General features: G+C 71.5%; 18 protein-coding genes and 2 pseudogenes. 8 read left to right on the top strand and 12 right to left on the bottom strand.

The genetic code is table 11. The features are described from left to right. Positions 1-3 precede the first annotated feature (3 nt). The 3 genes from ABCR94_RS14620 to ABCR94_RS14610 all read right to left on the bottom strand — a co-directional run bounded on the left by ABCR94_RS14620 (position 4) and on the right by ABCR94_RS14610 (position 4739). Positions 4-1350 (bottom strand): wax ester/triacylglycerol synthase family O-acyltransferase, encoded by a 1347-nt coding sequence (locus ABCR94_RS14620; RefSeq protein WP_347119714.1) that lies wholly within the window; start codon positions 1348-1350, stop codon positions 4-6. Positions 1351-1463: 113 nt separating this feature from the next. Next, positions 1464-3542, bottom strand: a complete 2079-nt coding sequence (locus ABCR94_RS14615) for a SpoIIE family protein phosphatase (protein ID WP_347119713.1) — start codon at positions 3540-3542, stop codon at positions 1464-1466. 39 nt (positions 3543-3581) lie between these two features. Then, positions 3582-4739 (bottom strand): DUF6777 domain-containing protein, encoded by a 1158-nt coding sequence (locus ABCR94_RS14610; RefSeq protein WP_347119712.1) that lies wholly within the window; start codon positions 4737-4739, stop codon positions 3582-3584. 157 nt (positions 4740-4896) lie between these two features. Here ABCR94_RS14610 and ABCR94_RS14605 point away from each other — a divergent pair, with 157 nt between their 5' ends. The 4 genes from ABCR94_RS14605 (at position 4897) to ABCR94_RS14590 (ending at position 8426) form a co-directional block, all read left to right on the top strand. Then, the gene (locus ABCR94_RS14605) at positions 4897-5715 is read left to right on the top strand and encodes a YndJ family protein (RefSeq protein WP_347119711.1); all 819 of its coding nucleotides are present in this window, start codon (positions 4897-4899) and stop codon (positions 5713-5715) included. Continuing rightward, positions 5712-6215: a DUF1990 domain-containing protein gene (locus tag ABCR94_RS14600; RefSeq protein WP_347119710.1), complete on the top strand. Its 504-nt coding sequence runs from the start codon at positions 5712-5714 to the stop codon at positions 6213-6215. Before ABCR94_RS14605 ends, ABCR94_RS14600 begins: the two co-directional genes overlap by 4 nt. Positions 6216-6492: 277 nt before the next feature. Continuing rightward, positions 6493-7845: an amidase gene (locus tag ABCR94_RS14595; RefSeq protein WP_347119709.1), complete on the top strand. Its 1353-nt coding sequence runs from the start codon at positions 6493-6495 to the stop codon at positions 7843-7845. 101 nt (positions 7846-7946) lie between these two features. Then, entirely contained in the window at positions 7947-8426 is a 480-nt protein-coding gene (locus tag ABCR94_RS14590; RefSeq protein WP_347119708.1) for a hypothetical protein, read from the top strand. 29 nt (positions 8427-8455) lie between these two features. Here ABCR94_RS14590 and ABCR94_RS14585 read toward each other — a convergent pair whose 3' ends face one another. Both ABCR94_RS14585 and ABCR94_RS14580 read right to left on the bottom strand, forming a co-directional pair. Beyond that, positions 8456-9202 (bottom strand): carbonic anhydrase, encoded by a 747-nt coding sequence (locus ABCR94_RS14585; protein WP_347119707.1) that lies wholly within the window; start codon positions 9200-9202, stop codon positions 8456-8458. Between the two features lie 252 nt (positions 9203-9454). Continuing rightward, positions 9455-9640: a hypothetical protein gene (locus tag ABCR94_RS14580; protein ID WP_347120165.1), complete on the bottom strand. Its 186-nt coding sequence runs from the start codon at positions 9638-9640 to the stop codon at positions 9455-9457. 311 nt (positions 9641-9951) lie between these two features. Between ABCR94_RS14580 and ABCR94_RS14575 the strand changes: the two genes are divergently transcribed. Next, positions 9952-10503 carry an inositol oxygenase family protein gene (locus tag ABCR94_RS14575; RefSeq protein ID WP_347119706.1) on the top strand — a complete coding sequence of 184 codons (552 nt, stop codon included), beginning with the start codon at positions 9952-9954 and terminating at the stop codon, positions 10501-10503. Between the two features lie 178 nt (positions 10504-10681). Beyond that, positions 10682-11971: an ATP-binding protein gene (locus ABCR94_RS14570; RefSeq protein ID WP_347119705.1), complete on the top strand. Its 1290-nt coding sequence runs from the start codon at positions 10682-10684 to the stop codon at positions 11969-11971. Positions 11972-12002: 31 nt separating this feature from the next. Here ABCR94_RS14570 and ABCR94_RS14565 read toward each other — a convergent pair whose 3' ends face one another. The 5 genes and pseudogenes from ABCR94_RS14565 to ABCR94_RS14545 form a co-directional block, all read right to left on the bottom strand. Continuing rightward, the gene (locus ABCR94_RS14565) at positions 12003-13484 is read right to left on the bottom strand and encodes an SDR family NAD(P)-dependent oxidoreductase (RefSeq protein ID WP_347119704.1); all 1482 of its coding nucleotides are present in this window, start codon (positions 13482-13484) and stop codon (positions 12003-12005) included. 138 nt (positions 13485-13622) lie between these two features. After that, entirely contained in the window at positions 13623-15968 is a 2346-nt protein-coding gene (locus ABCR94_RS14560) for a GH92 family glycosyl hydrolase (protein ID WP_347119703.1), read from the bottom strand. Between the two features lie 963 nt (positions 15969-16931). Then, positions 16932-18149 (bottom strand): annotated as a pseudogene (gene glgC / locus ABCR94_RS14555) (glucose-1-phosphate adenylyltransferase). A gap of 17 nt (positions 18150-18166) precedes the next feature. Then, the gene (gene glgA / locus ABCR94_RS14550; protein ID WP_347120131.1) at positions 18167-19333 is read right to left on the bottom strand and encodes a glycogen synthase; all 1167 of its coding nucleotides are present in this window, start codon (positions 19331-19333) and stop codon (positions 18167-18169) included. Between the two features lie 53 nt (positions 19334-19386). Next, positions 19387-20097 carry a (2Fe-2S)-binding protein gene (locus ABCR94_RS14545; RefSeq protein WP_347120130.1) on the bottom strand — a complete coding sequence of 237 codons (711 nt, stop codon included), beginning with the start codon at positions 20095-20097 and terminating at the stop codon, positions 19387-19389. A 212-nt stretch (positions 20098-20309) separates the two neighbouring features. Between ABCR94_RS14545 and ABCR94_RS14540 the strand changes: the two genes are divergently transcribed. Continuing rightward, entirely contained in the window at positions 20310-21335 is a 1026-nt protein-coding gene (locus ABCR94_RS14540) for a DMT family transporter (RefSeq protein ID WP_347119702.1), read from the top strand. Here the strand turns inward: ABCR94_RS14540 and ABCR94_RS14535 are convergent. Then, the gene (locus tag ABCR94_RS14535; protein WP_347119701.1) at positions 21305-22540 is read right to left on the bottom strand and encodes a transglycosylase family protein; all 1236 of its coding nucleotides are present in this window, start codon (positions 22538-22540) and stop codon (positions 21305-21307) included. The two genes, ABCR94_RS14540 and ABCR94_RS14535, sit on opposite strands and share 31 nt — an antisense overlap. A gap of 129 nt (positions 22541-22669) precedes the next feature. Next, a complete protein-coding gene (locus ABCR94_RS14530; protein WP_347119700.1) occupies positions 22670-24079 on the bottom strand; it encodes an ROK family protein in 1410 nt (469 codons plus the stop codon). 149 nt (positions 24080-24228) lie between these two features. On the opposite strand from ABCR94_RS14530, the pseudogene ABCR94_RS14525 reads away from it, so the two are divergent. Next, positions 24229-24393 (top strand): annotated as a pseudogene (locus ABCR94_RS14525) (carbohydrate ABC transporter permease); the annotation flags it as partial. Positions 24394-24412 lie beyond the last annotated feature (19 nt).

Genomic DNA, 24412 nt, shown 5'->3' with positions numbered 1-24412 from the left:
GCCTCAGGCCGCGGCGGCCCGCAGCAGCTCGGCCAGCTCGTCGGACATGCCACGGGCCAGCGGGTCCAGGTCGGGCACGGCCTTGGCGTCGGCGACGAGGCCGACATGGACCTGTCCGCCGTACGTCGACAGCGCCACGGCCAGGGACTGGCCGCGGGCCAGGGGCGCCATCGGGTAGATCTCGCGCAGCGGGCAGCCGCCCAGCGAGAGGGTGGAGCGGGGCAGCGGCACGCTCGTGACAAGGACGTCGAAGAGTATCCGGGCCGCGCTGCCCGCGAGCGGGGCACCGAACCGGTGGGCGAGCGAAGGCAGTTGGTCGGCCAGTACGGCGACCGCGCCCGCGCCGCGTCCCGGCCCGCCGGCCTTGTTGCGGTCCATGGCCGCGCGGACCGCGGTGAGCCGCGCCCAGGGATCGGGTTCGGACACGGGCAGGCTCAGGAGGTAGGCGGAGAGCTTGTTGCCGGAGCCCGCGGGGCTGCCGGGGCGGCGCCGGGAGACCGGCACCAGGGCGCGCGGGTCCGTGCCGGGCAGTGGTTCGCCGCACTCCAGCATCCAGCGGCGCAGCGCACCGGCGACGACGGCGAGCAGCACGTCGTTGGCCGTGCCACCGGCCACCCTGCGCACCTTCAGTACGTCGCCCTGGTCGAGCACGGCGGTGCCGAGCCGCCGCGTGCCGCTGGAACCCGCCGCGAGGGCGCTGGCGCCCCACAGGTCCAAGCGTCCGGCCCGCATCACGGACGCGCCGATGCCGACGGCCCGGCCCAGCTCCTCGATGCGGTCGCGGGCGAAGCCGACGGCCTGCCGGGGTCCTGGCAGCCAGGAGCGGGGCGGCACAGTGCGCTCACGCCCGGCGCCGGCCTCACGGGCGCCGGCGATCTGGTCGAAGATGCCCGCGCCGATGCTGACCGCGCGCATGCCGTCGGCCAGGGCGTGGTGAAGCTTGACCAGGATGGCGAAGGGGCCGCCGGGGGCGCCGGCCAGGACGTACATCTTCCAGGGCGGCAGGCCGCGTTCGAGCGGTCGCTCCATCAGTTCCCCGGCGTGGTGGACGGCGTGGGCGGCGAGGTCGTCCTCGGGCAGCCGGATCTGCTGGACATGGCGGCGTACGTCGAAGTCCTTGGCGGCGACCCAGGCCGCGCCGCCCACCGGCAGCCAGACGTCACGTACGCGCATGCGCAGCCGTGGGATGGCGGCGGCCCGCTGGGCGAGCAGTTCCGCGATCGCGGTCGGGTTCGTGTCGGCCGGGTCGCCGCCGTCGAACAGGGCGAGCGCGCCGAGGTGCATGGGGTGTTCGGTGGATTCGAGGTGCCAGAACGCCAGATCAAGAGGTGCCAGAAGCTCGGTGCTCAAGAAGCCCTCACGTCATCGGATGCGGTGGAAGTGCAAGGGAAGAGCGCAGTCAATCCCGAACGTTGGTTACGGTCAAGTGCGTTCACATGACGGACAGTTACTGTCCGGTATGATCAGGCCTGCCGGTCAAACCGGTCAGGGATGTCAAATTCGCACCACACACACTTGCCGCTGCCCCGCGACTCCACACCCCAGCCGACCGCCAGCAGATCCACCAGCATCAGTCCACGCCCGGAGACCCCGGACTCCCCCGCCTCCCGGCGCCGCGGCAGCACGCTGGAGGTGTCCTCCACCTCGATGCGCAGGCGCCGCCGGTCCCCGGTCAGCACCCGGGCCGTGACGACCGCCCCGCCGTCGGTGTGCATCAGCGCGTTGGTCATCAGCTCACCGGCGGCCAGCTCGATCTCGTCCTCGCGCTCCTCGGCACCCCAGGCCCGTACCGCCGCACGGATCATGTGCCGCGCCGAACTCAGCGCCTCCGGGTCGTTCTGCGCGACATGCTGCTGAAGACGCCCGCCGCCTTGCGGTACGTCCACGCCCCGGCGGCGCAGGAGCAGCAGCGCCACATCGTCCTCGCCGCCCCGCTCGTCGACCACCTCGCACAGCCGGTCGGCCAGCTGCTGCAGGTCGCTGGGGCCGGTACGGACCAGCGCGGCCAGCTTCTGCATGCCGTCGTCGAGGTCGGCGCCCGGCTGCTCCACCAGACCGTCGGTGCACAGCAGCAGGGTCTGTCCGGGGTCCAGCTCGATGGTGGTGACCGGGTAGTCGAGCCGCCCGAACTCAGCGGAGAGCCCCAGCGGCAGGCCGCCTTCGACGGACACCCGGCGGCAGGATCCGTCGGTGTGGCGCACCATCGGGTCGATGTGCCCGGCCCGGACCAGCTGGACGACTCCGGTGGTCAGGTCCACCTCGGCGTAGGTGCAGGTGGCGAATCGTTCGGTGTCCAGCTCGTGGAGGAAACCGGAGGCGCGGGCCATGACGGTGGCGGGGGTGTGGCCCTCGGCGGCGTACGCGCGCAGCACAATGCGCAGCTGGCCCATGACGGCGGCGGCGTGGGTGTCGTGGCCCTGCACATCTCCGATGACCGCGCCGACCCGGCCGCCCGGCAGCAGGATCACGTCGTACCAGTCGCCGCCTATGTCGCGGCCGAGACGGGCCGACCGGTAGCGGACGGCAATCTGCGCCCTGGGGACGGCGGGTATCCGACGCGGCAGCATGGCCTGCTGAAGCCCCTGCGCGAGGTCCTTGTCCTGCTCGTAGAGCATCGCCCGCTGGAGGCTCTGCGCGATGCTGCTGCCGAGGGCGATCAGCACATTGCGTTCGTCGGCGGTGAACCCGACCCGGTCGCTGTAGAGCAGGCCGAGCGCGCCGATGGGGCGGGCCTGGGCGATCAGCGGCAGATAGGCCGCGGAAGTGATGCCGAGGCGGCTGATGTGCGGCCACAGGACCGGGTAGGAACCGGCGAAGTCCTCGCGCGACTCGATGAAGCGCGGCGCGAGGGTGCGGACCACCTCGCTCATCGGGTACTGCTCGTCGATCCGGGTGTAGCGGGTGCCCGGCACGAAGGAGCCCTCGGGCCCTTCGGCGACGAGGTGGATGCGCCCGGACTCGACCAGGCCCATCACCAGGCTGGTGGCGCCGAGGTTCTCCAGGCCGTGGGAGTCGTTGAGCACGTCGATGACGTCCCGCACGGTGCGCGCGTGCGCCAGAGCCGCCGTGGCGCTCTCCACGACGCTGGTCCTGCGCCGCCGCGCGTCGTCCCCTTCGATCCGGGCGCTCGTGTCGGAGAGCTCCTGAGTGGCGTCGCGCACGATGCCGATGATGCGGTGCGGCCTGCCGCTGCTGTCGCGTCGTACGAAGCCCTGCGTATGGGTCCAGCGCAGGGAGCCGTCCCGGCAGCGGATGCGGAAGTACGCGCCGTAGGTGGTACTGCCGTTCTTGAGGGCTTCGGAGACCATGGCGTCCAGCCGGGTGCCCTCGGCGCTCGGCACCCGCGCGGCCAGGTCCTCCGGGCGGCCCTGATACTCCTCCCGGCGCAGCTCGAAGACGTCGAGCGCGGCCTGATCCATGTGCATCAGCCCGCTGCCGAGGTCCCAGTCGAAGCTGCCCATCCGGTTGAGGGAAAGGGTCAGATCCGAGTGGGCCGGCCAGTCGTCCGGAAGCGACAGGGCACGCACTCCCCGATCAGCCATGCCGCCACTCTGCCACCATTCGCCTTATTCCTCGACCGGTCAGGGCTGATCGACGGACGGCGCGGACGAGGTCACGGTGGGCGGCGGGGGCGGCGTCGGACAGCCCGGCGGGACGACCGACGGGACCGCTGTCGCGGGACGTCCCGGCGCGAGGGAGCTGAGGGAGGGACAGGGCGGGGAGGCGGGGTCGGTGGTGGTACCGGTAGTGGTACCGGTACCGGTACCGGTAGTGGGGGTGTCGGTGCTGGTGGTGTCGGTGCTTGTGCTTGTGCCCGGGTCCGTACTCGACTCGTCGGCGCTCTCCGATGCGGACTCGGACTCCGATTCCGTCGCCGGGTCGGACTCGGTTTCGGTTTCGGTTTCGGGGTCGTCCGGGTCGGGACTCCCGGTATCCGGGTCGTAGCCGGAGTCGGTCGGCGTGGGCGTGACGTCGGGTGTCCTGTCCCGGTCGCCGTCGTCGCCCGTCTTCCGCTCGATCCAGGTGTTGTTGACGATGTTCACGATGACCAGATTGGTGATCACCTGCGTCACGGGCCTGATGACGACGACCTGGCCGGGCCGGTATCCGGACCACGGCTGTCCCCGGTGCGCCACCGTCCCCCCGGCGACTTTCGGCGGCAGCAGCGGGTTGCCGCAGGCGCACCGTACGCGCGGCGCGCCGTGACTGTCCACGAGGACGGCGGTGCCTGCCTGCAGTACGGACTGGAAGCTGGTGGCGGAGCCGTCGCGATAGCCGTGGTTCGTCACACGCGAGTCGGCCCGCAGGAGCACCGGGGTGAGGCCGCGCAGATAACCGGCGACGGCACCCTGGTCGATGCCGCTCACGCGGGCGAAGGCCCGGCCTTTCGCCCGGTCCGCGGTGAGGAAGCGCACCTGCTGGTCGACATCGCAGCTGGCGACGGAATGCGTACCGCCGTACAGACCGGGCTCGGCGCCCGAGACGCTGCGCATCGCCTGCGTCGTGGCGGACGGGCTGCCGGTGACGCTCGGGCTCCTGGTCGCGTCCGAGGGGAGCGCGGCGGCGCTCTTGGCCGTCGATTTGGTGAACGGGTCGGGGCCCTGAGCTGCGACCGGCTGGAGCAGGACGTCCTGGGATCCGGTGACGTCCTTGCCGTCGCTGCCAGCACAGCCCGCGGCGACGAGTCCGACAGTGAGGGCCGCCGCGGTCAGCGCGTACCGGCCTGTGGGTGAGCGCACCAGGATCTCCCGCCTGTTGACCCCGAGGTGTCGCGTGGAGGTATCGCGTGTCCCATTGTTTGCCGCACCCCCGGGAACACCGCTACTTGAACGCGTTCAAAAAAGGCCATAGGGTCAGCGTGGACTTGAACATGTTCAAAAAATCAGGGGGTGGGTCGTGTTCGTACTGGTCAACCTGATCGTCATGCTCGGCATGCTGGTCGTCGTGCCGATGGGGCTGCGCCTCATCGGCTCACCGCACCTCAACCGGATCCGGCGCCTGTGGCCACTGCTGGCAGCGCCGGGAGCCGTCGCGCTGTGGCTGCCGCGCGGTACGGTCGCGACCGCGCTCGCCGCGGTCTACGCCCTGGGCACCCTTGCCCTCGCCCTGCATGCCCCGGGGCGGCTGGCCCGTACACGCTCGCTCGTCCCGGCCGAGATCGCGGTGCTCACCGCGCTGGTGGCACCCTCGGTCGCCGGGCTCGCACTGGTCGCCGAGCGCGGGGGCCACCAGCTCTTCGGCTTCGACCTGGACATCCTGGCGCTCACCGTGCCGCACTTCCACTTCGCCGGTTTCGCCGCGGCGCTGGTGGCCGGGCTCGTCTGCCGGGCCGCCGACGGGCCGACGGGGCGGTTCGCCGCACTGAGCGTGCCGCTCGGCACGCTGCTCGTCCTCGCCGGCTACTTCGTCGACGACTGGGCCGAACTGGCGGGGGCGCTCGTCCTGACCGCGGGCATGTGGGCGGTGGCGCTGCTGACCTGGCGGGACGTCCGCGACGACGGGCAGGACAGGACCACCCGGTTCCTGCTCGCGGTCTCGGCCTCCGTGCTGGTCGCGACCATGCTGCTCGCCCTGAGCTGGGCACTCGGCGAGGCCACCGGAATCCCGCACCCCAACCTGACCTGGATGGCCGCCACCCACGGCCTGGGCAACGCCCTCGGCTTCGCACTCTGCGCGGTGCTGGCCTGGCGACGACTTGAGGAGACTGCCGCATGAGCACGCTCAACTACCCCGAGGTCGGGGCCACCCGGCAGGAGCTTCTGCCCGCCGGGTACAACCACCTCCACCACCGCGCCCTGATCGGCCGGGGCCGCGCGTCCTTCGAGGCGGCGGGCCGGGCGGTGACCACCTGGCGGCTGCACCGCGCGTCGGGCGTACGCGTGCGGTCGGACGCGGAGCGGGCCGACCCCGGCGTGACGGTCGAGTGCGCGATCGGCATCGGGCCGCTGCGGGTGCCGGCGCCGTGCGAAGTCGTCTGGACGGCGTACGAGAACGACCGGATCGGTTTCGCCTACGGGACGACCGGTCGTCACCCGGAGCGTGGCGAGGAGTCCTTCGTCGTCGAGCTGGCGGCCGACGGGGCCGTGTGGTTCACCGTCACCGCCTTCAGCCGAGCGGGCCGCTGGTACACACGGCTGGCGGGGCCCTGCGTGCCTGTCGTCCAGCGGTGGTACGCCCGGCGGCTCGGGCGGACGTTGCGGAGGATTGTGGGGTAGGGCGGGGGTGCGGGTGAACGGGGGCGAGGGTGGTTGCGGCGCGGGTGCGGGTTGCCTGTGCGGGTTGCCTGCGGCGCTTTCCCCCTACCCGCCCCGTCCCACAACTGGGGCTCCGCCCCAGACCCCGGTCCTCAAACGCCGGACGGGCTGAATTTCAGCCCGTCCGGCGTTTGAGGACACGCCCGCAGGGCGTCCCGGGGGCGAGGGGGCGGTACGCGCTTTCCGGCCACCCCCCGCCCCCTCGACGCGCGCCAGCGCGACAGGCACAGTTGCGCAGGTGACGAACTGGACCGGCCTGACCGCCCATGAAATAGCCGCCGCCGTGCGGGACAAGCGTGTGACGCCGAGGGAGGTGGTGGCGGCGCATCTCGCCCGGATCGCCGAGGGCGATGCCCGTGTCGGGGCATTCCGCACCGTACGCACGCAAGCCGCTCTCCAGGAGGCGGAGGAGCTGGCTGCCCACCCCGACCTGGCCGAACTGCCCCTCGCGGGCGTGCCTGTGGCCGTCAAGGACAACCTCGCTGTGCGGGGCGAGGCCACCCGCAACGGCACCGGGGCCTCCTCGGCGGCACCCGCCACGGCCGACCACGAGACGGTGGCCAGGCTGCGCGCCGCCGGAGCCGTGGTCGTCGGCCTCACCAACGTCCCGGAGCTGTGCGTCTTCGGCACCACCGAGGGCGTGCACGGCACCGCGCGCAACCCCTGGGACCCGACGCGCACCGCCGGTGGCTCCTCGGGCGGCAGCGCGGCCGCCGTCGCGGCGGGGCTGGTCCCGATCGCGCTGGGCAACGACGGCATGGGCTCACTGCGCATCCCGGCCGCCAACTGCGGGGTGCTCGGCCTGAAGCCGGGGTACGGCCGGGTGTTCGCCGGGATCGGGAACGGCGACTGGTTCGGCATGGCCGAGAACGGTCCGCTCACCACAACGGTGGCCGACGCCCGGCTGATGTTCTCGGTGCTGGCCGGGGAGCAGCCCCAGTCCCCCACCGGTTCGCTGCGGATCGCCGCCTCCTCGTGCAGCCCGCTCGTCGGCGCCGGCATCTCCCGCCCGTACGCCGACGCGGTCCGTGCGGCGACCCGGCTGCTCATCGACGACGGGCAGGACGTGGAGCACGCCGACCCGCCGTATCCGCTGAGCCTGGGGCCCGCCTCGCTGGCCCGCTGGACGGCGGGCACCGCGAAGGACGCCGAGGGCATCGATCCCCGGCGGCTCGCCCCGCGCACACGCCGGCATGCCGCGGCCGGCCGGCTGTTCGCCCGTACACCGCTGATGCGCACCGATCACCGGTCGCTGCTGCGCGAGCGGCTGGCGCCGTTCTTCGAGCGGTACGACGTGCTCATCATGCCCGCGCTCGCACGGCGCGGGCCCGCTGCCGCGCCCTGGGACGAGCGCGGCTGGCTGCACAATGTGCTGGTCAACACCGCCTACGCGCCGACGACTCCGCCGTGGAACCTCACCGGGTGGCCCGCGCTCTCGATGCCGTTCGGGTCCTTGCCCGGCGGCGCCCCCTGCTCCATACAGCTGGTGGCCGCGCCCGGTGGCGAGTACCGGCTGCTGGCGCTGGCGGAGCGGATCGAGGCGCTCCGCCCGTGGCAGCGAACCGCTCCTGCCGGGTCGGCGGCCCGGTAGCCCGCCGGGGAGGGCGCCGGATGACGGCCGTACGCGCTGTGCGCAGGCCGGTTGTCAGAGCCGGCTGACAGAATTGGCCCTCCTGGATCCGGGAGGCGGTGATGACGATGACGGCCGGAGCATTCACGGCGGCCACCGGTGACGGGCCGGCGCCCATCGCGCCGGCCCGCGAGCGGGCCGCCGAGGTCCGGGTCGCGTTCGAGGGGCTGATGCAGATCCGGCGCCTGACGAACACGGACGCCGGGGACCCGCGGGCGATACCGGCGCTCTGGGAGCGCAATCAGGTGGCGCGCTCGGTCGCCCTGACGCTGGAGGCGGCGGGCATCGCGGACTCCGCGGTCGATGCGGCGGGGCTGCGGACCGCGACGGGGTATCGCGTCGGTCCGGGCGAGCGGCCCGGGACGGTGCGGGTGGAGTGGCTGGGGCCGCCCGGCGGCGGCGCGGCGCACGAGGAGCAGGACGCCCTGACCGGGTGCGCCGACGCGCTGGAGCGGGTGGGCTGGACGGCGCTGCTGTACATCGGGCCGCGACGCAGACGCTTCCTGGAGGTCGAGCCGCCGGCCGCGCCTGTCGGGCGCTGACGACGGCGGCTCCCCCGGCCCGTACGGCCTCAGTGAATGACGTGGACCAGCTGCGAGTTGAGCTCGTAGCGGGCCCCGACGATGGCCAGTGCCCCGGTGGCGACCTTGGCCGCGAGGTCCGGCTCCGCGGCCAGCTGCCTGCGGACGAGGCCGACATTGCGGTTGACGGTGGAGTCGACGCGGGCGGCGCCGTGCTGGCTGTGGTCTATGGCCGGGCGTATACGGTCGGCCAAGTACTCGATGTGCGCCGGGAGTTCCTCACCGGTCTCGTCCGCGTGGACCGCCGCGGCCACCGCGCCGCAGGACTGGTGCCCGAGGACCATGATCAGGGGAACGCCCAGCTCCAGGACACCGTACGCGATGCTCCCGAGGACGGCTTCGTCCAGGACCTCACCGGCCGAGCGCACGGTCATCAGGTCGCCGAGGCCCTGGTCGAAGACCAGCTCGGGAGGTACGCGCGAGTCGATGCAGCCCAGGATGACGGCGAAGGGGTGCTGGCCGGTCACCAGTGCGTTCCGCACGGAAGGGGACTCGTCGGGGTGCTGCTGCTGGAACGTCCGCCAGCGCCGATTGCCCACGCTCAGCTCGTGCAGGGCCTGCGCGGGGGTGGTGGGCCGGGTGCGGGAGATCATCGACGGCGGGGCGGCCGATGCCGGGATCGCCCCGAGGGCCAGACCGCCGGTGGCCACCGCACTGCCGGCGACCGCCACCCGGAGCAACGTACGACGTCCTGTGCCGGCCAGTGGATCCTTTTGAGGTCTCAACTTCAGCTTCACGGACGGGAAAGTATCCCCCGCACGCGACGCGGTGAACATTCTTGTACATGATTTGCAGAATGTTGAACAAATTCGCACCGCTCCATGAACAAGCCTTTGGTGTGGGGCGAGTTCACCGACTAGCCCCGGCTCGGAGTGCGAGGAGACGGACGCCGTCCGCCACCCACGGTCGGCCGCACAGAACGGTGGGGCGGTGGCGTCGTGCGCCACCGCCCCACCGGGCAGTCGTTCAGCCGTCGGCCGGCGGGCCGGTCAGTCGATACCAGGCAGGATGTGCGGCTCCGCCAGATCGTCCTCGTAGCCCGCCAGCCGGATCGGCGCGGACCTGGACCAGACCTCCAGGCTGCCGAGTTCGCCGGGCCGACGACGTCTGGCCTGACCGGCCATGTCGCCACGCTCATGCGACCGATTGTCCTGCTTCGCCAAATTTGGTGTCACCGCGCACTCCTTTATGTCGCGTAACCCTTCGGACCTGATCACCACGGCTCTCGCCGGCAGCGACCTGTCGCCCGACAGGTCAGGAAAAATGGGGCAGTTCGGTCGCGGTGGCGCCGGTGTTCACTCTGGATTGGCCTTGGTGGGGCTGTCCGTGAGCAACAGAGTACCCATATGAGCGGGCTTCCGCTCGATGGATTTCGTCGTCTTTAAGCCTGCCTCCCTTCGCGCCCCGTTCAGCCGGAAGTCGACGCCTCCGTGATCTGCTCGGGAGTACGCACCTCAGGTCCGGGAAACGACAGCGAGGAACAGGGATGGAACTGCGCAGCGTCGAGGAACTGATGTCCCTGCTGCACGCCTGCCGGGGCGCCTGGGACGCCCCCGACCGCAGCGGCGATCCGGTGGACCTGCACGACCACGCCCTGCAGACGGCGCACCTGCTGCGCCGCTCGCACCCCAGCGACAAGGAACTCCAGGTGGCGGGCCTGGTGCACGACCTGGGGCACTTGCTGCACCCGGGTGACGACGCAGGTCACGCGCACCACGCGGCCATCGCCGTGCACCCGCTGCTCGGCGACCGGGTGGCCCGGCTCGTACAGCTGCACGTACCGGCAAAGCGCTATCTGGCGACGGCCGAGCCGGGGCGTCCCCTGTCGCCGCAGAGCGCGCTGACCCTCGGGCTGCAGGGCGGGACGATGACCCCGCGGGAGGCGGACGCCTTCGCACGCGACCCGCTCGCCGAAGCGGCGGTGACGCTGCGCCAGGCGGATGACGCGGGGAAGGTCGTCGGTCTCGACGCCGGGGTGATGGACGACTGGCGGCCGGTGCTGGAACTGGTGGCAGCCGCACACACGTCCGGCGGGTGACCAGGGCGAACAGCGCGCAAAGCGCTCCGCGGAACCGCTACCCCGACCGTGCATCCTGCCCGTACTGGCTACGGACGGAACGTCGAGTTTGCCGCCGAGGTTTGTGCACGGTGGAGCAGGACCCCGTGTACGTCCGCCCCTAGCCTCGCCGCAACAGCACCAACGAGGGGCGGCACCGGTGAATTGGCTCATCCACGACTACCGCGAGAGTGATCTCGCAGCGGTGGTCCACCTGATCGACACGACGGCCGAACTGGGGCAGGAGTCGGTCTTCTCGCTCGCCGAGTGCATCGGCGCGCTCACGTCCCGCCAGCCCGCCGTCGTCGCGGTCCACCAGGGCGTCCCCATCGGGGCGGCGCTCGCGGGAGTGGCCGGGGAACGCGCCTGGGTGATGCGGATCGCCATCGCGTCGGCCTGGCGCGGCCGGGGGCTGGCCAGCGCGCTCCTGGTCGAACTGGAGCGGCGGCTCGTCGCGGCCCGGGTGGGGCGCATCGCGTACGTACTGCCCGAGGAGGACCTGTTCGGCGAGGGGCTGCTCAACGCGGGGTACACGCGACAGCCCGCAGTGGCCTACTTCGAGAAGGTCGAGCCGCTGCACGGCCCCGTGGCCAGTCTCCTTGAGGACCTCGGCGGGCGGTTCCTGCCCAGCGACCTGTGGGCCAAGGTGGCCGGCATGGAGGCCGAGAAGGACCTCATCGAGCGCCGGATCGTACTGCCGCTGGCGGAGCCCGAGCGCGCCGCGAGACACGGGGTGCGGCCACCGCGGGCCGTCGCGCTGTTCGGCCCGCCCGGCACCGGCAAGACCACGTTCGCCCGGGGCATCGCCTCCAAGCTCGGCTGGCCGTTCGTCGAGCTGCTGCCCTCCCGGCTGGCGGACGAGGGGAACCTGGCGGCGGCGCTGCGCAGCGCGTTCGCCCGGATCGCCGAGCTCGAACGGGTGCTGGTCTTCATCGACGAGGTCGAGGAGATCGCCCCGGTCCGCACCGAGCCCGCGCAGCCCGGCGGAATGCACGGGGTGACCAATGAGCTGCTCAAGCTCATACCGGGCTTCCGGGAGCGCGACGAGCGGCTGCTGGTGTGCGCCACCAACTCCATCCGCTCGCTCGACCCGGCGTTCCTGCGGCCGGGCCGATTCGACTATCTGATCCCGATCGGCACACCGGACACGGCCGCGCGCACCGCGATCTGGTCCCGCTACACCGAGGGCCGCTCCGATGTGGACGTGGCGGTGCTGGTGGCGGCCAGCGAACTGTTCACTCCCGCCGACATCGAACACGCGGCCCGCAGCGCGGCCCAGGCCGCGTTCGAGCGGGACCTGGAGGAGGTCGGCGCGGTGCCGGACGGCCGGCGGCTGCCCGGCGCGGGCACGGAGGACTATCTGGCGGCGATCGCCCAGTGCAGGCCCACGGTGACGCCCGCGATGATCGACCAGTTCGGCGCGGACATCACCGCGCACGCACGGTTCTGAGGCGCCTTTTCGATGAAGTGCCCGCCGCCGCCTACCAGTTGGCGGGCGCGTAGTCCTTGAGGAAGACCCCGTACAGGTCTTCGCCGTCCTCGCCGCGCACGATCGGGTCGTAGACGCGGGCCGCGCCGTCGATCAGGTCGAGCGGGGCGTGGAAGCCCTCCTCGGCGAGGCGCATCTTGTCCGGGTGCGGGCGCTCGTCGGTGATCCAGCCGGTGTCGATGGCGGTCATCAGGATGCCGTCGGACTCCAGCATCTCCTGGGCGCTGGTGCGGGTGAGCATGTTCAGCGCGGCCTTGGCCATGTTGGTGTGCGGGTGGCCCGCGCCCTTGTAACCGCGGCTGAAGACGCCCTCCATCGCCGAGACGTTCACGACGTACTTGCGCTTGGCGGCCGACGCCGCCATGGACGCGCGGAGCCGGCTGATGAGGATGAACGGCGCGGTCGAATTGCACAGCTGTACTTCGAGCAGCTCGACCGGGTCGACCTCGGAGACCGTCTGGATCCAGCTGTTGGTGTGGTCCAGGTCGGGGACCAGACCGCCGGCGTCGATCGCCGTGCCCGCCTCGATCCGGGCGAGCGAGGTGGAGCCGGTCACCAGCGCCAGGTCGGTGACCTGCTGGGCGGTGAGGCCCTCCGGGCGGGCGGTGGGCAGCGTGAGCTGGGCGCCGGAGCCGAAGGCGCCGATGACCTCGGAGGCGGGCAGCTCACCGGCGGGCAGCGGGGCGGACTCGGCGCCGAGCAGCTCGCTGTACGCGCGCGGGGAGCGGCGTACGGTCTGCGCGGCGTTGTTGATCAGGATGTCGAGCGGGCCGTCGGCCGCGACCGAGTCGGCGAGCGCGACGACCTGCGCCGGGTCGCGCAGGTCGATGCCGACGATCTTCAGGCGGTGGATCCAGTCGGCGCTGTCCTCCATCGCCTTGAAGCGGCGGATCGCGTCACCGGGGAAGCGGGTGGTGATGGTGGTGTGGGCGCCGTCGCGCAGCAGTCGCAGCGCGATGTACATGCCGATCTTGGCGCGGCCTCCGGTGAGCAGGGCGCGCTTGCCGCTCAGGTCGGTGCGGGCGTCGCGGCGGGCGCGGTTCTCGGCGGCGCAGCTCTGGCAGAGCTGGTGGTAGAACGCGTCGACCTCGACGTACCGGGTCTTGCAGATGTAGCAGGAGCGGGGGCGCTTGAGTATCCCGGCGATCTCGGCGGTGGCCGACGAGGACGGCAGGACGCCCTGCGTCTCGTCGTCGATGCGCTCCGCGGAGCCGGTCGCGGTGGCGTGCGTGACGGCCTGGTCGTGGGCGGTCTTGGCGGCGCGGCGCTCCTGGCGGCGGCGCTGCTTCACGGTCCGGTAGACGCCGGCGGTGGCGCGCCGTACCGCAATGGCGTCGGGGTGGTCGACGTCGAGCTTGTCCAGCTCGTCGAGCACGCCCAGGCAGACGGCCATGCGCTCCGGATCGATGCCCGGGCCGTACACCAGGGTGTCCGGGTTCTCGTCGTACCCAGGACTGTCCTCTGTCACCGTCATCGCCGCTGCCGTTTCTCGTTCACTCGTGCCGCTGAAAGTCCTCAAAAGCAGAACTTTAATTGGCCCTGGTCCTCCCAGCCAAACCGCCCGCCCCCGGAGCGGGGGCGGGCGGCGGGCCGGACGGATTCTCCTGGGGATTCAGCGCAGGGCGGGCGGGGCCGCCGAGGCCGCTGTTCCCCAGCCCGACGGCTTGTCGCCGACGGTGAAGGAGAGCGAGCGGCCGGACCGGATCTCCTCGGTTGTGAGATACGTCGCTGCGTGATTCTTGCCGTCGATCCGGGCCGACTGGATGTAACGGTCGGTGTCCGAGGTGCCCGGCGCTGTCACCGTGAACTTCCCGCTCGGGTAGTAGCGCCGGTCGAGCTTGAGGTCCACGCGCTCGAAGACGGGCGTGGACAGGCCCCAGGTGTCGGTGCCGGGCTGGATCGGGAAGACACCGATGGACGACAGGACGTTCCAGGCGGACATGGTGCCCAGGTCGTCGTTGCCGGTCATGCCGGTGGGGGTGTCGGTGAAGAGGGTGAGCGCGGCGTGCACCACGTCGGTGGACTTCCATGGCTGCCCGGTGGAGAGGTAGGTGTACGGGGCGATCAGGTCGGGCTCGTTCTGCGGGTTGTACTTGTCTGCGTTGTAGTAGTCGTACGGGCCGTTGACCCACACCTCGCGGGCCGTCTTCGCCGGGTCGGCGAGCAGCTTGTCGTAGGCGAAGAAGGAGTCGAGGCGCTCGTTGGCCGCGGCCTTGCCGCCGATCAGGCCGACCATGCCGGGCAGGTCCTGCGGCACCAGCCACTGGTACTGCCAGGCAGTGCCCTCATGGAAGCCCTCGCTCTTCGCGGGGTCGGCGGGTCCGGTGAAGGCGCCTGCCGCGTCACGGGCCCGGAAGAAGCCGGTCGACTCGTCGAAGATCTTGCGGTAGTTCTGCGCGCGGCCCGCGTAGCGCTCGGCGTCCTTGTCGTGGCCCAGGTCGCGGGCCATCTCGCCGAGCATGGCGTCCGACAGGGCGTACTCCAGGGTGGCGGACGCCCCGTGGTCGTAGTCGGAGTCTCCGGGCTTGGCGTGCGGACGGCCCTTGATGTACGGGGCGTAACCGTCCTTCAGATAGGGGACGTTGGCCTCGCGGCCGACCGCGGCGGACTCGGCGGGCGGGACGCCGTCGGCGTTCTTCTTCAGCGCCCGGTACGTCCGCTCCTCGTGCCCCTTGAGCAGTCCCTGCTGGTAGGCGTTGGTGAGGAACGGCGTGACCGGGTCGCCGGTCATGATGTTCGTCTCGACCGTGCCGTAACCCCACTTGGGCAGCCAGCCGCTCTCCTCGTCGATCTTCAGGACCGAGAGGGCCATGTCACGGGACTCGTGCGGGGCGAGGAGCGACAGGAGCTGCGCCTGGGTGCGGTAGGTGTCCCACAGGGACCAGTTCTGGTAGTACGTGAAGCCCTTGGCCCGATGGGTCTTCTGGTCCCAGCCGGTGTAGCGGCCGTCGGTGTCGCTGCCGATGTTCGGGGCGAGGAAGGACCGGTAGAGGGACGAGTAGAACGTCCGGCGCAGGTCCTCGCTGCCGCCCTTGGCCTGTACGTCGCCGAGCCTGTCCTCCCAGGTGGCGCGCGCGGCGTCCGCGGTGCGGTCGAAGCCGTGGCGGCCCTCGGCGCGCAGGTTGCCTGCGGCGCCTCGGGCGTCGACGTAACTGAGCGCTGTGGTGGCTTCGACGGTGCGGTCGCCTGTGGTGTCGAAGCGCAGCCAGGCGCCGTTGCGGCCGGTGCCGGTGGATGCCTTGGAGCCCTCGGTGACCTTGTCGCCGTTCCAGGTCCCCGACGTCTTGAAGGGCCGGTCGAAGCGGGTGATCGTGTAGACCGTGTACGGCTTGGTGTCCTGGCAGAAGCCCCGGCCGGTGATGGCGGTTCGTACCGTGCGGGAGTCGAGGATCTCCACGCTGGTGGAGACGGCGCTGTGCAGCGACTGGCCGGCGTTCAGCAGGACGTTGGCCTTGCCGGTGGCGGGGAAGGTGTAGCGCTGGACGCCGGTGCGCTGGGTGGCGGTGAGCTCGGCGGTGACGCCGTACGTCTTCAGGCCGACCTTGTAGTAGCCGGGGCTCGCCTTCTCGTCGTCGTGGCTGAACTCCGAGGCGTACTGCGCGTAGTCGGTGGTGGTGATGTCGCCGGTGGTGGGCAGCACGGGCAGGTCACCGCCGAGGCCGCAGCCGACGCCGGACAGATGCACGCTGCTGAAGCCGCGGATCTGCTTGTCCTCGTAGTCGTAGCCGGTGTTGTGCCCGGTGTCCGGGGAGAGCTGGACCATGCCGAACGGCACGGACGCGCCGGGGTAGGTGTTGCCCTCGTTCTGGGTGCCGATGAACGGGTTGACCAGGTCGGTGAGTCGCTCATTGCGGGGCCCGGCCTGCGCCGTCGGCCCGGAGAGGACGCCGCCGAGGAGTGCGGCGGCGGCGACGGCCGCAGCGGGTCCGCGTGCTCCCAGCAGTCGGTTCCAGTGCATGGATCAAGACCTCCGGAGAGTGGGGCAGCGATGTCCCGGGCGCATCCGCTTGGACAACGTTGTCAGAGCGCGCTCATTCTTGGTCCGCGAGCCGCCCCCGTCAAGGGTCCGGACGTGGCCGCCGCTGCCTTGAGCCGCGGTGCCGGTGCGGCGCTGTTCCCCACCCCGCCCCTTCCCGATGTTCAGAAGTACGTGTTCTACGGGGAGCCCGTCCGGCATCCGGTCCGGGCGGGGCGCGCGCTCGCTCCACCCCGGTACGCCCACGCCGCACCGGGGCTGACCCATGTTTGGGCGGGCAGCGCCCGCCCCTGGTGAGTTCGGGGCGGCGCGGTACCGAGCGCGGCGGGTGGGGCCTACGGGGCGCCTCCAACCCGCCAGGACTGACGCCACAATGAGTGGCAGGATGGTCACGCATAGCCCAATCGAGTCAAGTGAGCTTGGGCTCTACGGGTCATGCTCGGGAGTGCGATCGCAAGCCAAGATGGAGGGCGGCAGCGCCGGACTCTCCAACTGCTCTGCCTTCCCCTTGCCATCCGGAAAGGCCGGCTGTGTCGAAAACCCCTGAAGAAGCACCCTTCTTTGAGCTGCGGGTGGGCGGTTTGCACGTCGTGGTGCAAAGAGTCCCAACACGGTTCCTCTCTGTGGCGGCGGCGTTGGGATGTTCGTCTTTCACCGCGTGGTGGATGGCCCGGTAGTCAGGCCGCGTTGAAGTCCTCGCCCACATGTGCGAACGCTGCGCATGGTCCACGTCCGCGAGGGCGAGCGAACCGCGCCGGGCACCACCACGGGCGCCGGCCAAAGCACGGAATCGCCCCCGAGAAGACCCGGACTACGCATCGACTGAATCCCGCGCGGCCTCACGGTCCCGCCGTCCGGATTCCCGTTCGGCAGCCGCACAAGGACACGGCGTGAAGGGGCGGGTGGGGGACCAGCCCGCCGCAGGCGCCTGTCGCCCCCGGCCCCCTAAGGCACCAACTGGCCCTTCCCCAGCGCGATGACCCCGTTCCGGGACATCGTGTAGAGCTCGCCGTCCCGCTCCGGATTCACCCCGACCGTCGCCCCCGGCGGCACCTCCACGTTCTTGTCCAGGATCGCCCCCCGGACCACCGCCCCCCGCCCGATCCGCACATTGTCGTGGAGCACGGACCCCTGCACCACCGCACCCTCCTCCACGATCACCCCCGGCGACAGCACGGAGCGGGTGACCTGGCCGCGGATGATGCAGCCCGCGCTGACGACCGACTCGCCCGCGATGCCGCCGGCCACGAAGCGCGCCGGGGGCAGCTGCCCGGGGTGGGTGTAGACGGGCCAGCGGCGGTTGTAGAGGTTGAACTGCGGCTGGTCCGAGATGAGGTCCATGTGCGCGTCGTAGTACGTGTCGAGCGTCCCAACGTCACGCCAGTAGCCGTGGTCGCGCGGCGTCTCCCCCGGCACATGGTTCTCGTCGAAGTCGTACACCTGGGCCACCCCCCGCTCAGTGAGCATCGGCAGGATGGAACCACCCATGTCGTGCACCGAGTTGTCGTCCTCGGCGTCCTGCAGGAGCGCGTCAACGAGGGTTTTGGTGCTGAACATGTAGTTGCCCATGGAGGCGAAGACCCGGCGCGGGTCGCCGGGCAGCCCCGGCGGGTCGGTGGGCTTCTCCAGGAACTCCTCGATCCTGGTTCCGTCGGAGGCCGGTGTGATGATGCCGAAGGACGACGCCTCGGCGCGCTGCACCCGGATACCGGCGACCGTCACCCCCGCGCCGCTCTCGATGTGACGTTGCAGCATCTGCCGCGGGTCCATGCGGTACACGTGGTCCGCGCCGAACACCGCTATGTAGTCGGGCTGTTCGTCGTGGACGAGGTTGAGGGACTACAGGATCGCGTCGGCGCTGCCCAGGTACCAGCGCGGGCCGAGCCGCTGTTGGGCCGGCACGGGCGTGACGTAGTTGCCGAGCAGGCTGGACATGCGCCAGGTGGTGGTCACATGACGGTCGAGCGAGTGCGATTTGTACTGGGTGAGCACGCAGTTGCGCAGGATGTCACCGTTCACCAGGTTCGACAGGACGAAGTCGACGAGCCGGTAGGTCCCGCCGAAAGTCACCGCCGGTTTGGCCCGGTCGGCGGTCAGCGGCATCAGCCGCTTACCCTCCCCACCTGCGAGTACGATCCCGAGGACTGAAGGTCCACCGCGCATCTGCCGCCCCTTGCACGCTAGTTGGCGTCTCGAATCTCCTCGTACACCTCGACCGTGCGGCGGGCGACGGCATCCCAGCCGAACTCCCGCACGGCACGCTCGCGGCCCGCCTCGCCCATCCGGTTCGCGGTGTGCCGGTCGCCGGTGAGCCGGTTGAGCGCGTCCGCGATGCCCGCCTCGAAGGCCCCGGCGTCCGACGCGTCGTATGCGACGAGCAGTCCGGTCCCGCCGTCCTCGACGACCTCCGGGATGCCGCCGACCGCGGAGGCGACGACCGGCGTGCCGCAGGCCATCGCTTCCAGGTTGACGATGCCCAGCGGCTCGTACACCGACGGGCAGACGAACACGGCCGCGTGGGTGAGAAGTTGGATGACCTCCGGGCGCGGCAGCATCTCGGGGATCCAGTGCACTCCGTCGCGAGTGCGGCGCAGCTCGTCGACGAGCTCGCGGAACTCCCGCTCGATCTCCGGGGTGTCGGGGGCGCCTGCGCACAGGACGAGTTGTGTGGCCGGGTCCAGCCGGCGTGCCGCACGCAACAGATGGGGGACGCCCTTCTGGCGGGTGATGCGGCCGACGAACAGGACGTACGGGCGCTCCTGATCGACGCCGACGCGCTTCAGCACATCCGTGCCGGGGTCCGGCCGGTAGAGCGAGGTGTCGATGCCGTTGTGCACGACCCGGACCCGGTCGGGGGCGAGCGTCGGATAGCTGCTGAGGATGTCGGCGCGCATGCCGTGCGACACGGCGATCACTGCGTCGGCCGATTCGATCGCCGTACGTTCGGCCCAGCCGGACAGGGCGTATCCGCCGCCCAGTTGCTCGGCCTTCCAGGGGCGCAGGGGCTCCAGCGAGTGTGAGGTCATCACGTGCGGGATGCCGTGCAGCAGCTTCGCGAAGTGGCCCGCGAGGTTGGCGTACCAGGTGTGCGAATGGACCAGCTCGCGCCCTTCGAGCGCGGCGGCCATCGACAGGTCGACGGAGAAGGTGCGCAGGGCGTCGTTGGCGCCTTCGAGTGCGGTGTCGGGCCGGTGGCGGTGGACACCGGGGGAAGCGTCGCCCGTGCCCCAGCAGTGCACGTCGATGTCGACCAGGGACCTCAACTCGTGGGCGAGGAACTCCACATGGACGCCGGCTCCGCCGTATACGTCCGGCGGGAACTCCCGGGTGAGCAGCCCGACCTTCACCGTCGTCCCCCGTCGTCGCCCGTCGTCGCCCGTGACCTGCCGTCCCATGATGGTCACTCAGATCCGGGCTGCGCGGTAGACCGCGATGGCCGGTGGTCGAATACGCAGTCGCCGCACAGGCCTCCGGACGGGCAGCGGTAGTACAGGCAGCAGCTCCGGCGGCGGAAGGCGGCGCCGTGCAGTGTGCCGGTGCCTCGCAGGTCCGGGTGGCGGAAGAGTTCGCCGGCCAGCCGCTGGGCCCGCTCCCCCACCTCGGGGCGGCCGTTCTTCCGTGCCCAGGTGCGCAGCTCGCGGGTGGCGCCGGCCAGGGCGGAGCCCGCGTTGCCCCACAGCAGTGCGGGCGAGATCGCGCCGTCCCGGCGCAGCGCGTCGGCCAGCGGGACCAGATGGCCGGTCTGGACCACCTCACGGATGCGGTCGGCGGTGCCGGGCAGGGTGCGTGACGCGGCCAGCCACAGGTCGTCCGGGGAAGTCAGATCGGCGTCCCAGTGCAGGTCGGCGGCCGGGAGGTCGAGGAATTCCCCGTACAGGGCGGCCGGGCCGATGGCGACCGACCAGAGCCGGGCGGCGAGCCCCAGATGCGCGATGGACGCGGCCACCCTGCGCTCGGGGGCCCGGAGCCGCGCCGCGACCTTCTCGACCCGGAACGTCAGCGGGCCGCCCTCGCCCGCGTAGATCCGCGCCAGCGGGACGTGGGCGCCGGCGGGCGCCTCGGTCCGCAGGGCGAAGAACCCGCCCACCGATGCCACTTCCGCCAGGTCCATCCGTTGCCCACCCACCGCAGCTCTCCTGCGTGCGGCATGTCCGCACCGTGCTCACCGTAGCCAAGGCGCCGGACCTGTGCCCGGCCGCCCGGCGCCCCGGACGACCCCCGGGAGTAGGACCTTGGGCGTACTCGCGTACTACGTCAGCAGTACGCCGGAATGCCTGCTCAAGGACGACGACGCGGCATCATCGAAGAGACATCGTGGGGTACATGAGTGCACTCGCCCTGTCCGTGCTGCTGGCGCTGGTCTCCGCGGTCGCCTACGCGGCCGGGGCCATCGTGCAGGAGCGCGTTGCCTCCGCCGCCCCGCACCGGCCGTACGCCCCGCTGCGCCACGGCGGCTGGTGGGCCGCCGTGGCACTCAGCGGGGTCGGTGCGCTGCTGCATGTCGGGGCGTTGGCGTACGGGCCGCTGAGCCTGGTCCAGCCGCTCGGTGCGCTGACCATTGTCTTCGCGCTGCCGATGGCCGCGGTGTTCGTACGGCGCAGGGCGGGCGCCACCGCCTGGCGCGGCGTGATCATGGCGTCGGCCGGGCTCGCGGGGCTGCTGTCGCTGACCGGTACGGCCGACGCACAGTCGCTGAACGGCGGCGAGCGGCTGACGGTGGCGCTGGTGGCCTTCGGGGCGGTGGCGGTGTTGTTCGTGGTCGCCCAGCGCGTGCACCGTACGGCCGTGCGCAGCATTCTGCTGGCCACGGCGGCCGGCGCCGCCTTCGGTATCGCCTCGGTGTTCACCAAGACCGTCGCCGTGGACTGGACGTCCTCCGCGGCACTGGCAGGACAGCTGCCGAATCTGCTGGTCATCGCCGTGCTCGCGGCGGCGGGGCTGCTGCTTTCGCAGGCCTCCTACCGGGGCGCCGGATTGGCCGCCCCGCTGGCTGCGGTCACTGTGATCAACCCGGTGGTGGCCGCCGCTGTTGGAATCACCCTGTTCGGCGAGCACTTCCGGTACGGCGCGACGGGCACCGCCCTGGCGCTGGGCTGCGGAGCCGTAGCGGCCGGCGGGCTGATCCTGCTGACGACGGAGCGGCTCGCCGCACAGGCGGAGACCTACGCGGATGCGGACAGGCCGCGGCTGCCCGCAGTGCCGTCACAGACGCCCCAGCGGGCATCCCACCAGCCGTCGGCGCCCCGTACCCGGCCGATGCCCGTGATGGCGCAGCGGCCCCCTCGCCCGTACCCGCCGGAGAAGACCCGCTCCAGGGATCAGACGGCGACGCCACCTGCCCTGAGGTAGGCCAGCGGGTCGATGTCCGAGCCGTAGCCGGGGCCGCTGCGCACCTCGAAGTGGAGGTGCGGCCCCGTGCTGTTGCCGGTGGATCCGGAGCGGCCGATGCGCTGGCCGCCGCCGACCTGCTGGCCCTCGCGGACGGTGAGCGCCGAGAGGTGCGCGTACTGGCTGTACTTCCCGTCGTTGTGCTGCACGACGACCTGGTAGCCGTACGCCCCGCCCCAGCCGGCCGAGACGACACGGCCCGCGGCGACGGACTTTACGGCGGTTCCGGTGCCGACCGGGAAGTCGACGCCCGTGTGGTAGCCCTTGGCCCAGGAGGCACCGGCGGCGCGGTAGGGGGTGCTGGGTCCGGCTTCCACGGGGGCGAACAGCCCTGATGTCTTGGGCGCGCTCGGTGTTTTCCGTGGAGCCTTCTGCTGCGTCTTCTGTGCTGTGTTCTCGGTCTTCCGCGCCGCCGGGGCCTTCTTGGCCGGTGCGGTGGCCGAGGCGTGTTCGGCGTCGGTGGCCCTGTCCCTGACCGCGCGCTTCTTCGCCCCGTCGAGGGCCAGCCGCTGGCCGGGGAGGATGAAGTCGGGGTCGACGCCGACGACTTGGCGGTTGGCCTCGTACAGCCGCTGCCAGCCGCCCTTGACCTGCTCGGTGTCCGCGATGGTGGAGAGGGTGTCGCCACCGGCGACGGTGTACATCTGCCCCTTGGCGGGCGCGGTCGCGGGCTTGGCCGGAGCGGCCTTGGCTCGGACGGGCTTGGCGGGCAACGGGGTTGAGACCTTCTTGGTCTGGGTCCTGGGCGGCGCGGCCTTCGGTCCGGTGCCGATGTCGGGGGCGTCGCCGCCGCGGGTGAGGCCCGCGCGTACCGAGCACAGCGGCCAGGCTGTCGGCCCCTGCCCCTTGAGCACCTTCTCGGCGACGGTGATCTGCTGGCCCTTGGTGGCCAGGTCGGCGCGCGGGGCATGGGCCGTGCCGCCGTACGCCTGCCAGGTGGACTGCTTGAACTGCAGGCCGCCGTAGTAGCCGTTGCCCGAGTTGATGTCCCAGTTGCTGGTCGATTCGCAGGCCGCGACCTTCTCCCAGATGTCCACGGAGGCGGCGCCGGCCGACCCGGTGGCGACCAGCGGGAGAGCCATTCCGGCCCCTCCGGCTGTGACGGTCAGCGAGGCACGGTTGATGCGGCTGGGCTGGTACCGCCGGTGACGACCGGATGAGGCCATGACTGGAATCCCCCACTTACGCTTCGGACACGTCGCAATCGGCAAAAGTACGGGCCCGAACAGGCCATGACAAGGGCCGGGTACGGGAAGGCCTCCGTGCGCGTCGAACTCGCGCCGGTGGTACGGGAGTCAGCCCGAGCTTCGGCCCACCCCGTACGCGCGCCAGCCGTCCTCCGCCACCAAGGCCGCCTGGCCGGGCCCCGCTTCGCCCGGGCTCAGTTGTCTGCGGCGGCCGCCGCGCGCGAAGAAGTCGGCCAGGGGGAGGGTGGCCGCCCCCACGGTCACCGCGTCGGGGCCGAGTCTGCCCAGCTCGATGACGGTGCGTTCGGCGGGGTAGCGCAGGGCGTACTGGGCCGCGTAACCGCGTACGGCGGGCAGCAGTGCGGGGCCGAGCATCAAGCCGGCCCAGCCACCGAGGAGGATGCGCTCGGGGTGGAAGAGGTTCACCAGATCGGCGATGCCCGCTCCGAGGAACTCGGCTGTCTCGTCCAAGAGTTGAACGGCGTCGGGGTCGGGCGGCGGACCGTCGTCGCCGGGGCGCGCCGCCAGCAGCAGGGCGGCCAGCGCGGTCTCCTCGTCGGCCCCCTCCGACAGCGGCCCGCCGACTTCCAGCCAGCGCTCGCGCAACGCCTGCGCCCCCGCGTACGCCTCCAGGCAGCCCAGGGACCCGCAGCGGCAGCGCCGACCGCCGACCCGCAGTGTGGTGTGCCCCCATTCGACGGCGCTGCTGTGCGCGCCGCCGTAGAGGGCGCCGTTGACGACGACGCAGGCGCCCACACCGGAGCCGATCAGGGCGATGACGGCGTCCCGTGCCCCGCGTCCGCCGCCGAACCACATCTCGGCCTGGCCCAGTGTCTTGGCGCCGTTGTCGATGAAGAACGGCACCTCGGTGGGCAGACCGGCCGCTTCGCACAGCAGGGCTTCCAGGGGGACGGCGTCCCAGCCGATGGTCTGGCCGTGCACGACCGCACCGCCCAAGCCCCCGGCCGCACCCGCGTCCGCACCCGCGGCGCCGCCCGTCACACCGCCCGTCACACCGCCCGCCGAACCGTCCGCGGCGCCGCCGACGACGATGCCGGGGACGCCGATTCCGACGCCGAGAAGCCTGTCGGCCGGGACCTGCGAGTCGCGCAGGACGTCGGCCACGGCGCGGCGGATGTGGTCGACGATGCGCTCGACGTCGTAACCGTGCCGCCCCAGGGGGCGCTCGGAGCGGGCGAGCTCGGTGAAGGAGAGGTCGAAGAGCTCGGTCCTGACCCGGGTCTCGCCGACGTCGATGCCGATGAGGTAGCCGCTGCCCGGCGCGACCCGCAGCAGCGTGCGCGGGCGCCCGCCGTCGGAGTCGACGATGCCGGCCTCTTCGAGGAGTCCCTCCGCTGCGAGCTCCGAGACGACATTGCTGATGGACCCCGAACTGAGTCCGGTGCCGGACCCCAGCTCCTGGCGGCTCGAAGGCCCTTCGAAATACAACCGTTGCAACACGGCGGAGCGATTGCCCCGTCGCAGGTCACGCACTGTCCGTCTGTTCCGCTCGACCATGTGGCTCCTTCCCCCAGCAACATACCGCTGTCCAAGCCTTTGACGCACACTTCTTTCACTACTTAAATCACGCTCTAAATTGAGACATGAAGGCCGTTCGACCATTGAACGCAGCCTCCCCCCGGGAAGGGGCCCCCGAACATGCACAGACCCGCACCCTCGCCGTGGGCCTCCAGGGGTACTCCACCCAGAACGACGTCTACTGGAACCAGATCATGGCCGCCTCGCTCGTCGTCAGCGTCCCGGTCGTCGTCGGATTCCTCCTCCTCCAGCGCTACCTCGTCGCCGGCCTCACCGCCGGCGCCGTCAAGTAGCCGTGCCAGAAAGGCAGTC

The organism is Streptomyces changchenzhani, from assembly GCF_039766235.1.
Taxonomy (GTDB): domain Bacteria; phylum Actinomycetota; class Actinomycetes; order Streptomycetales; family Streptomycetaceae; genus Streptomyces.
Note: the sequence above shows the minus strand (reverse complement) of the source record. Positions and strands in the feature narration are given on the sequence as shown.

Excerpts from the sequence above, each read along its gene's own strand:
- ABCR94_RS14590 (WP_347119708.1), top strand. The coding sequence starts at position 7,947 with ATGACGATGACGGCCGGAGCATTCACGGCGGCCACCGGTGACGGGCCG.
- ABCR94_RS14560 (WP_347119703.1), bottom strand. The coding sequence starts at position 15,968 with ATGCACTGGAACCGACTGCTGGGAGCACGCGGACCCGCTGCGGCCGTC.
- ABCR94_RS14540 (WP_347119702.1), top strand. The coding sequence starts at position 20,310 with ATGAGTGCACTCGCCCTGTCCGTGCTGCTGGCGCTGGTCTCCGCGGTC.
- ABCR94_RS14530 (WP_347119700.1), bottom strand. The coding sequence starts at position 24,079 with ATGGTCGAGCGGAACAGACGGACAGTGCGTGACCTGCGACGGGGCAAT.
- ABCR94_RS14535 (WP_347119701.1), bottom strand. The coding sequence starts at position 22,540 with ATGGCCTCATCCGGTCGTCACCGGCGGTACCAGCCCAGCCGCATCAAC.
- ABCR94_RS14615 (WP_347119713.1), bottom strand. The coding sequence starts at position 3,542 with ATGGCTGATCGGGGAGTGCGTGCCCTGTCGCTTCCGGACGACTGGCCG.
- ABCR94_RS14600 (WP_347119710.1), top strand. The coding sequence starts at position 5,712 with ATGAGCACGCTCAACTACCCCGAGGTCGGGGCCACCCGGCAGGAGCTT.
- ABCR94_RS14575 (WP_347119706.1), top strand. The coding sequence starts at position 9,952 with ATGGAACTGCGCAGCGTCGAGGAACTGATGTCCCTGCTGCACGCCTGC.
- ABCR94_RS14565 (WP_347119704.1), bottom strand. The coding sequence starts at position 13,484 with ATGACGGTGACAGAGGACAGTCCTGGGTACGACGAGAACCCGGACACC.
- ABCR94_RS14545 (WP_347120130.1), bottom strand. The coding sequence starts at position 20,097 with ATGGACCTGGCGGAAGTGGCATCGGTGGGCGGGTTCTTCGCCCTGCGG.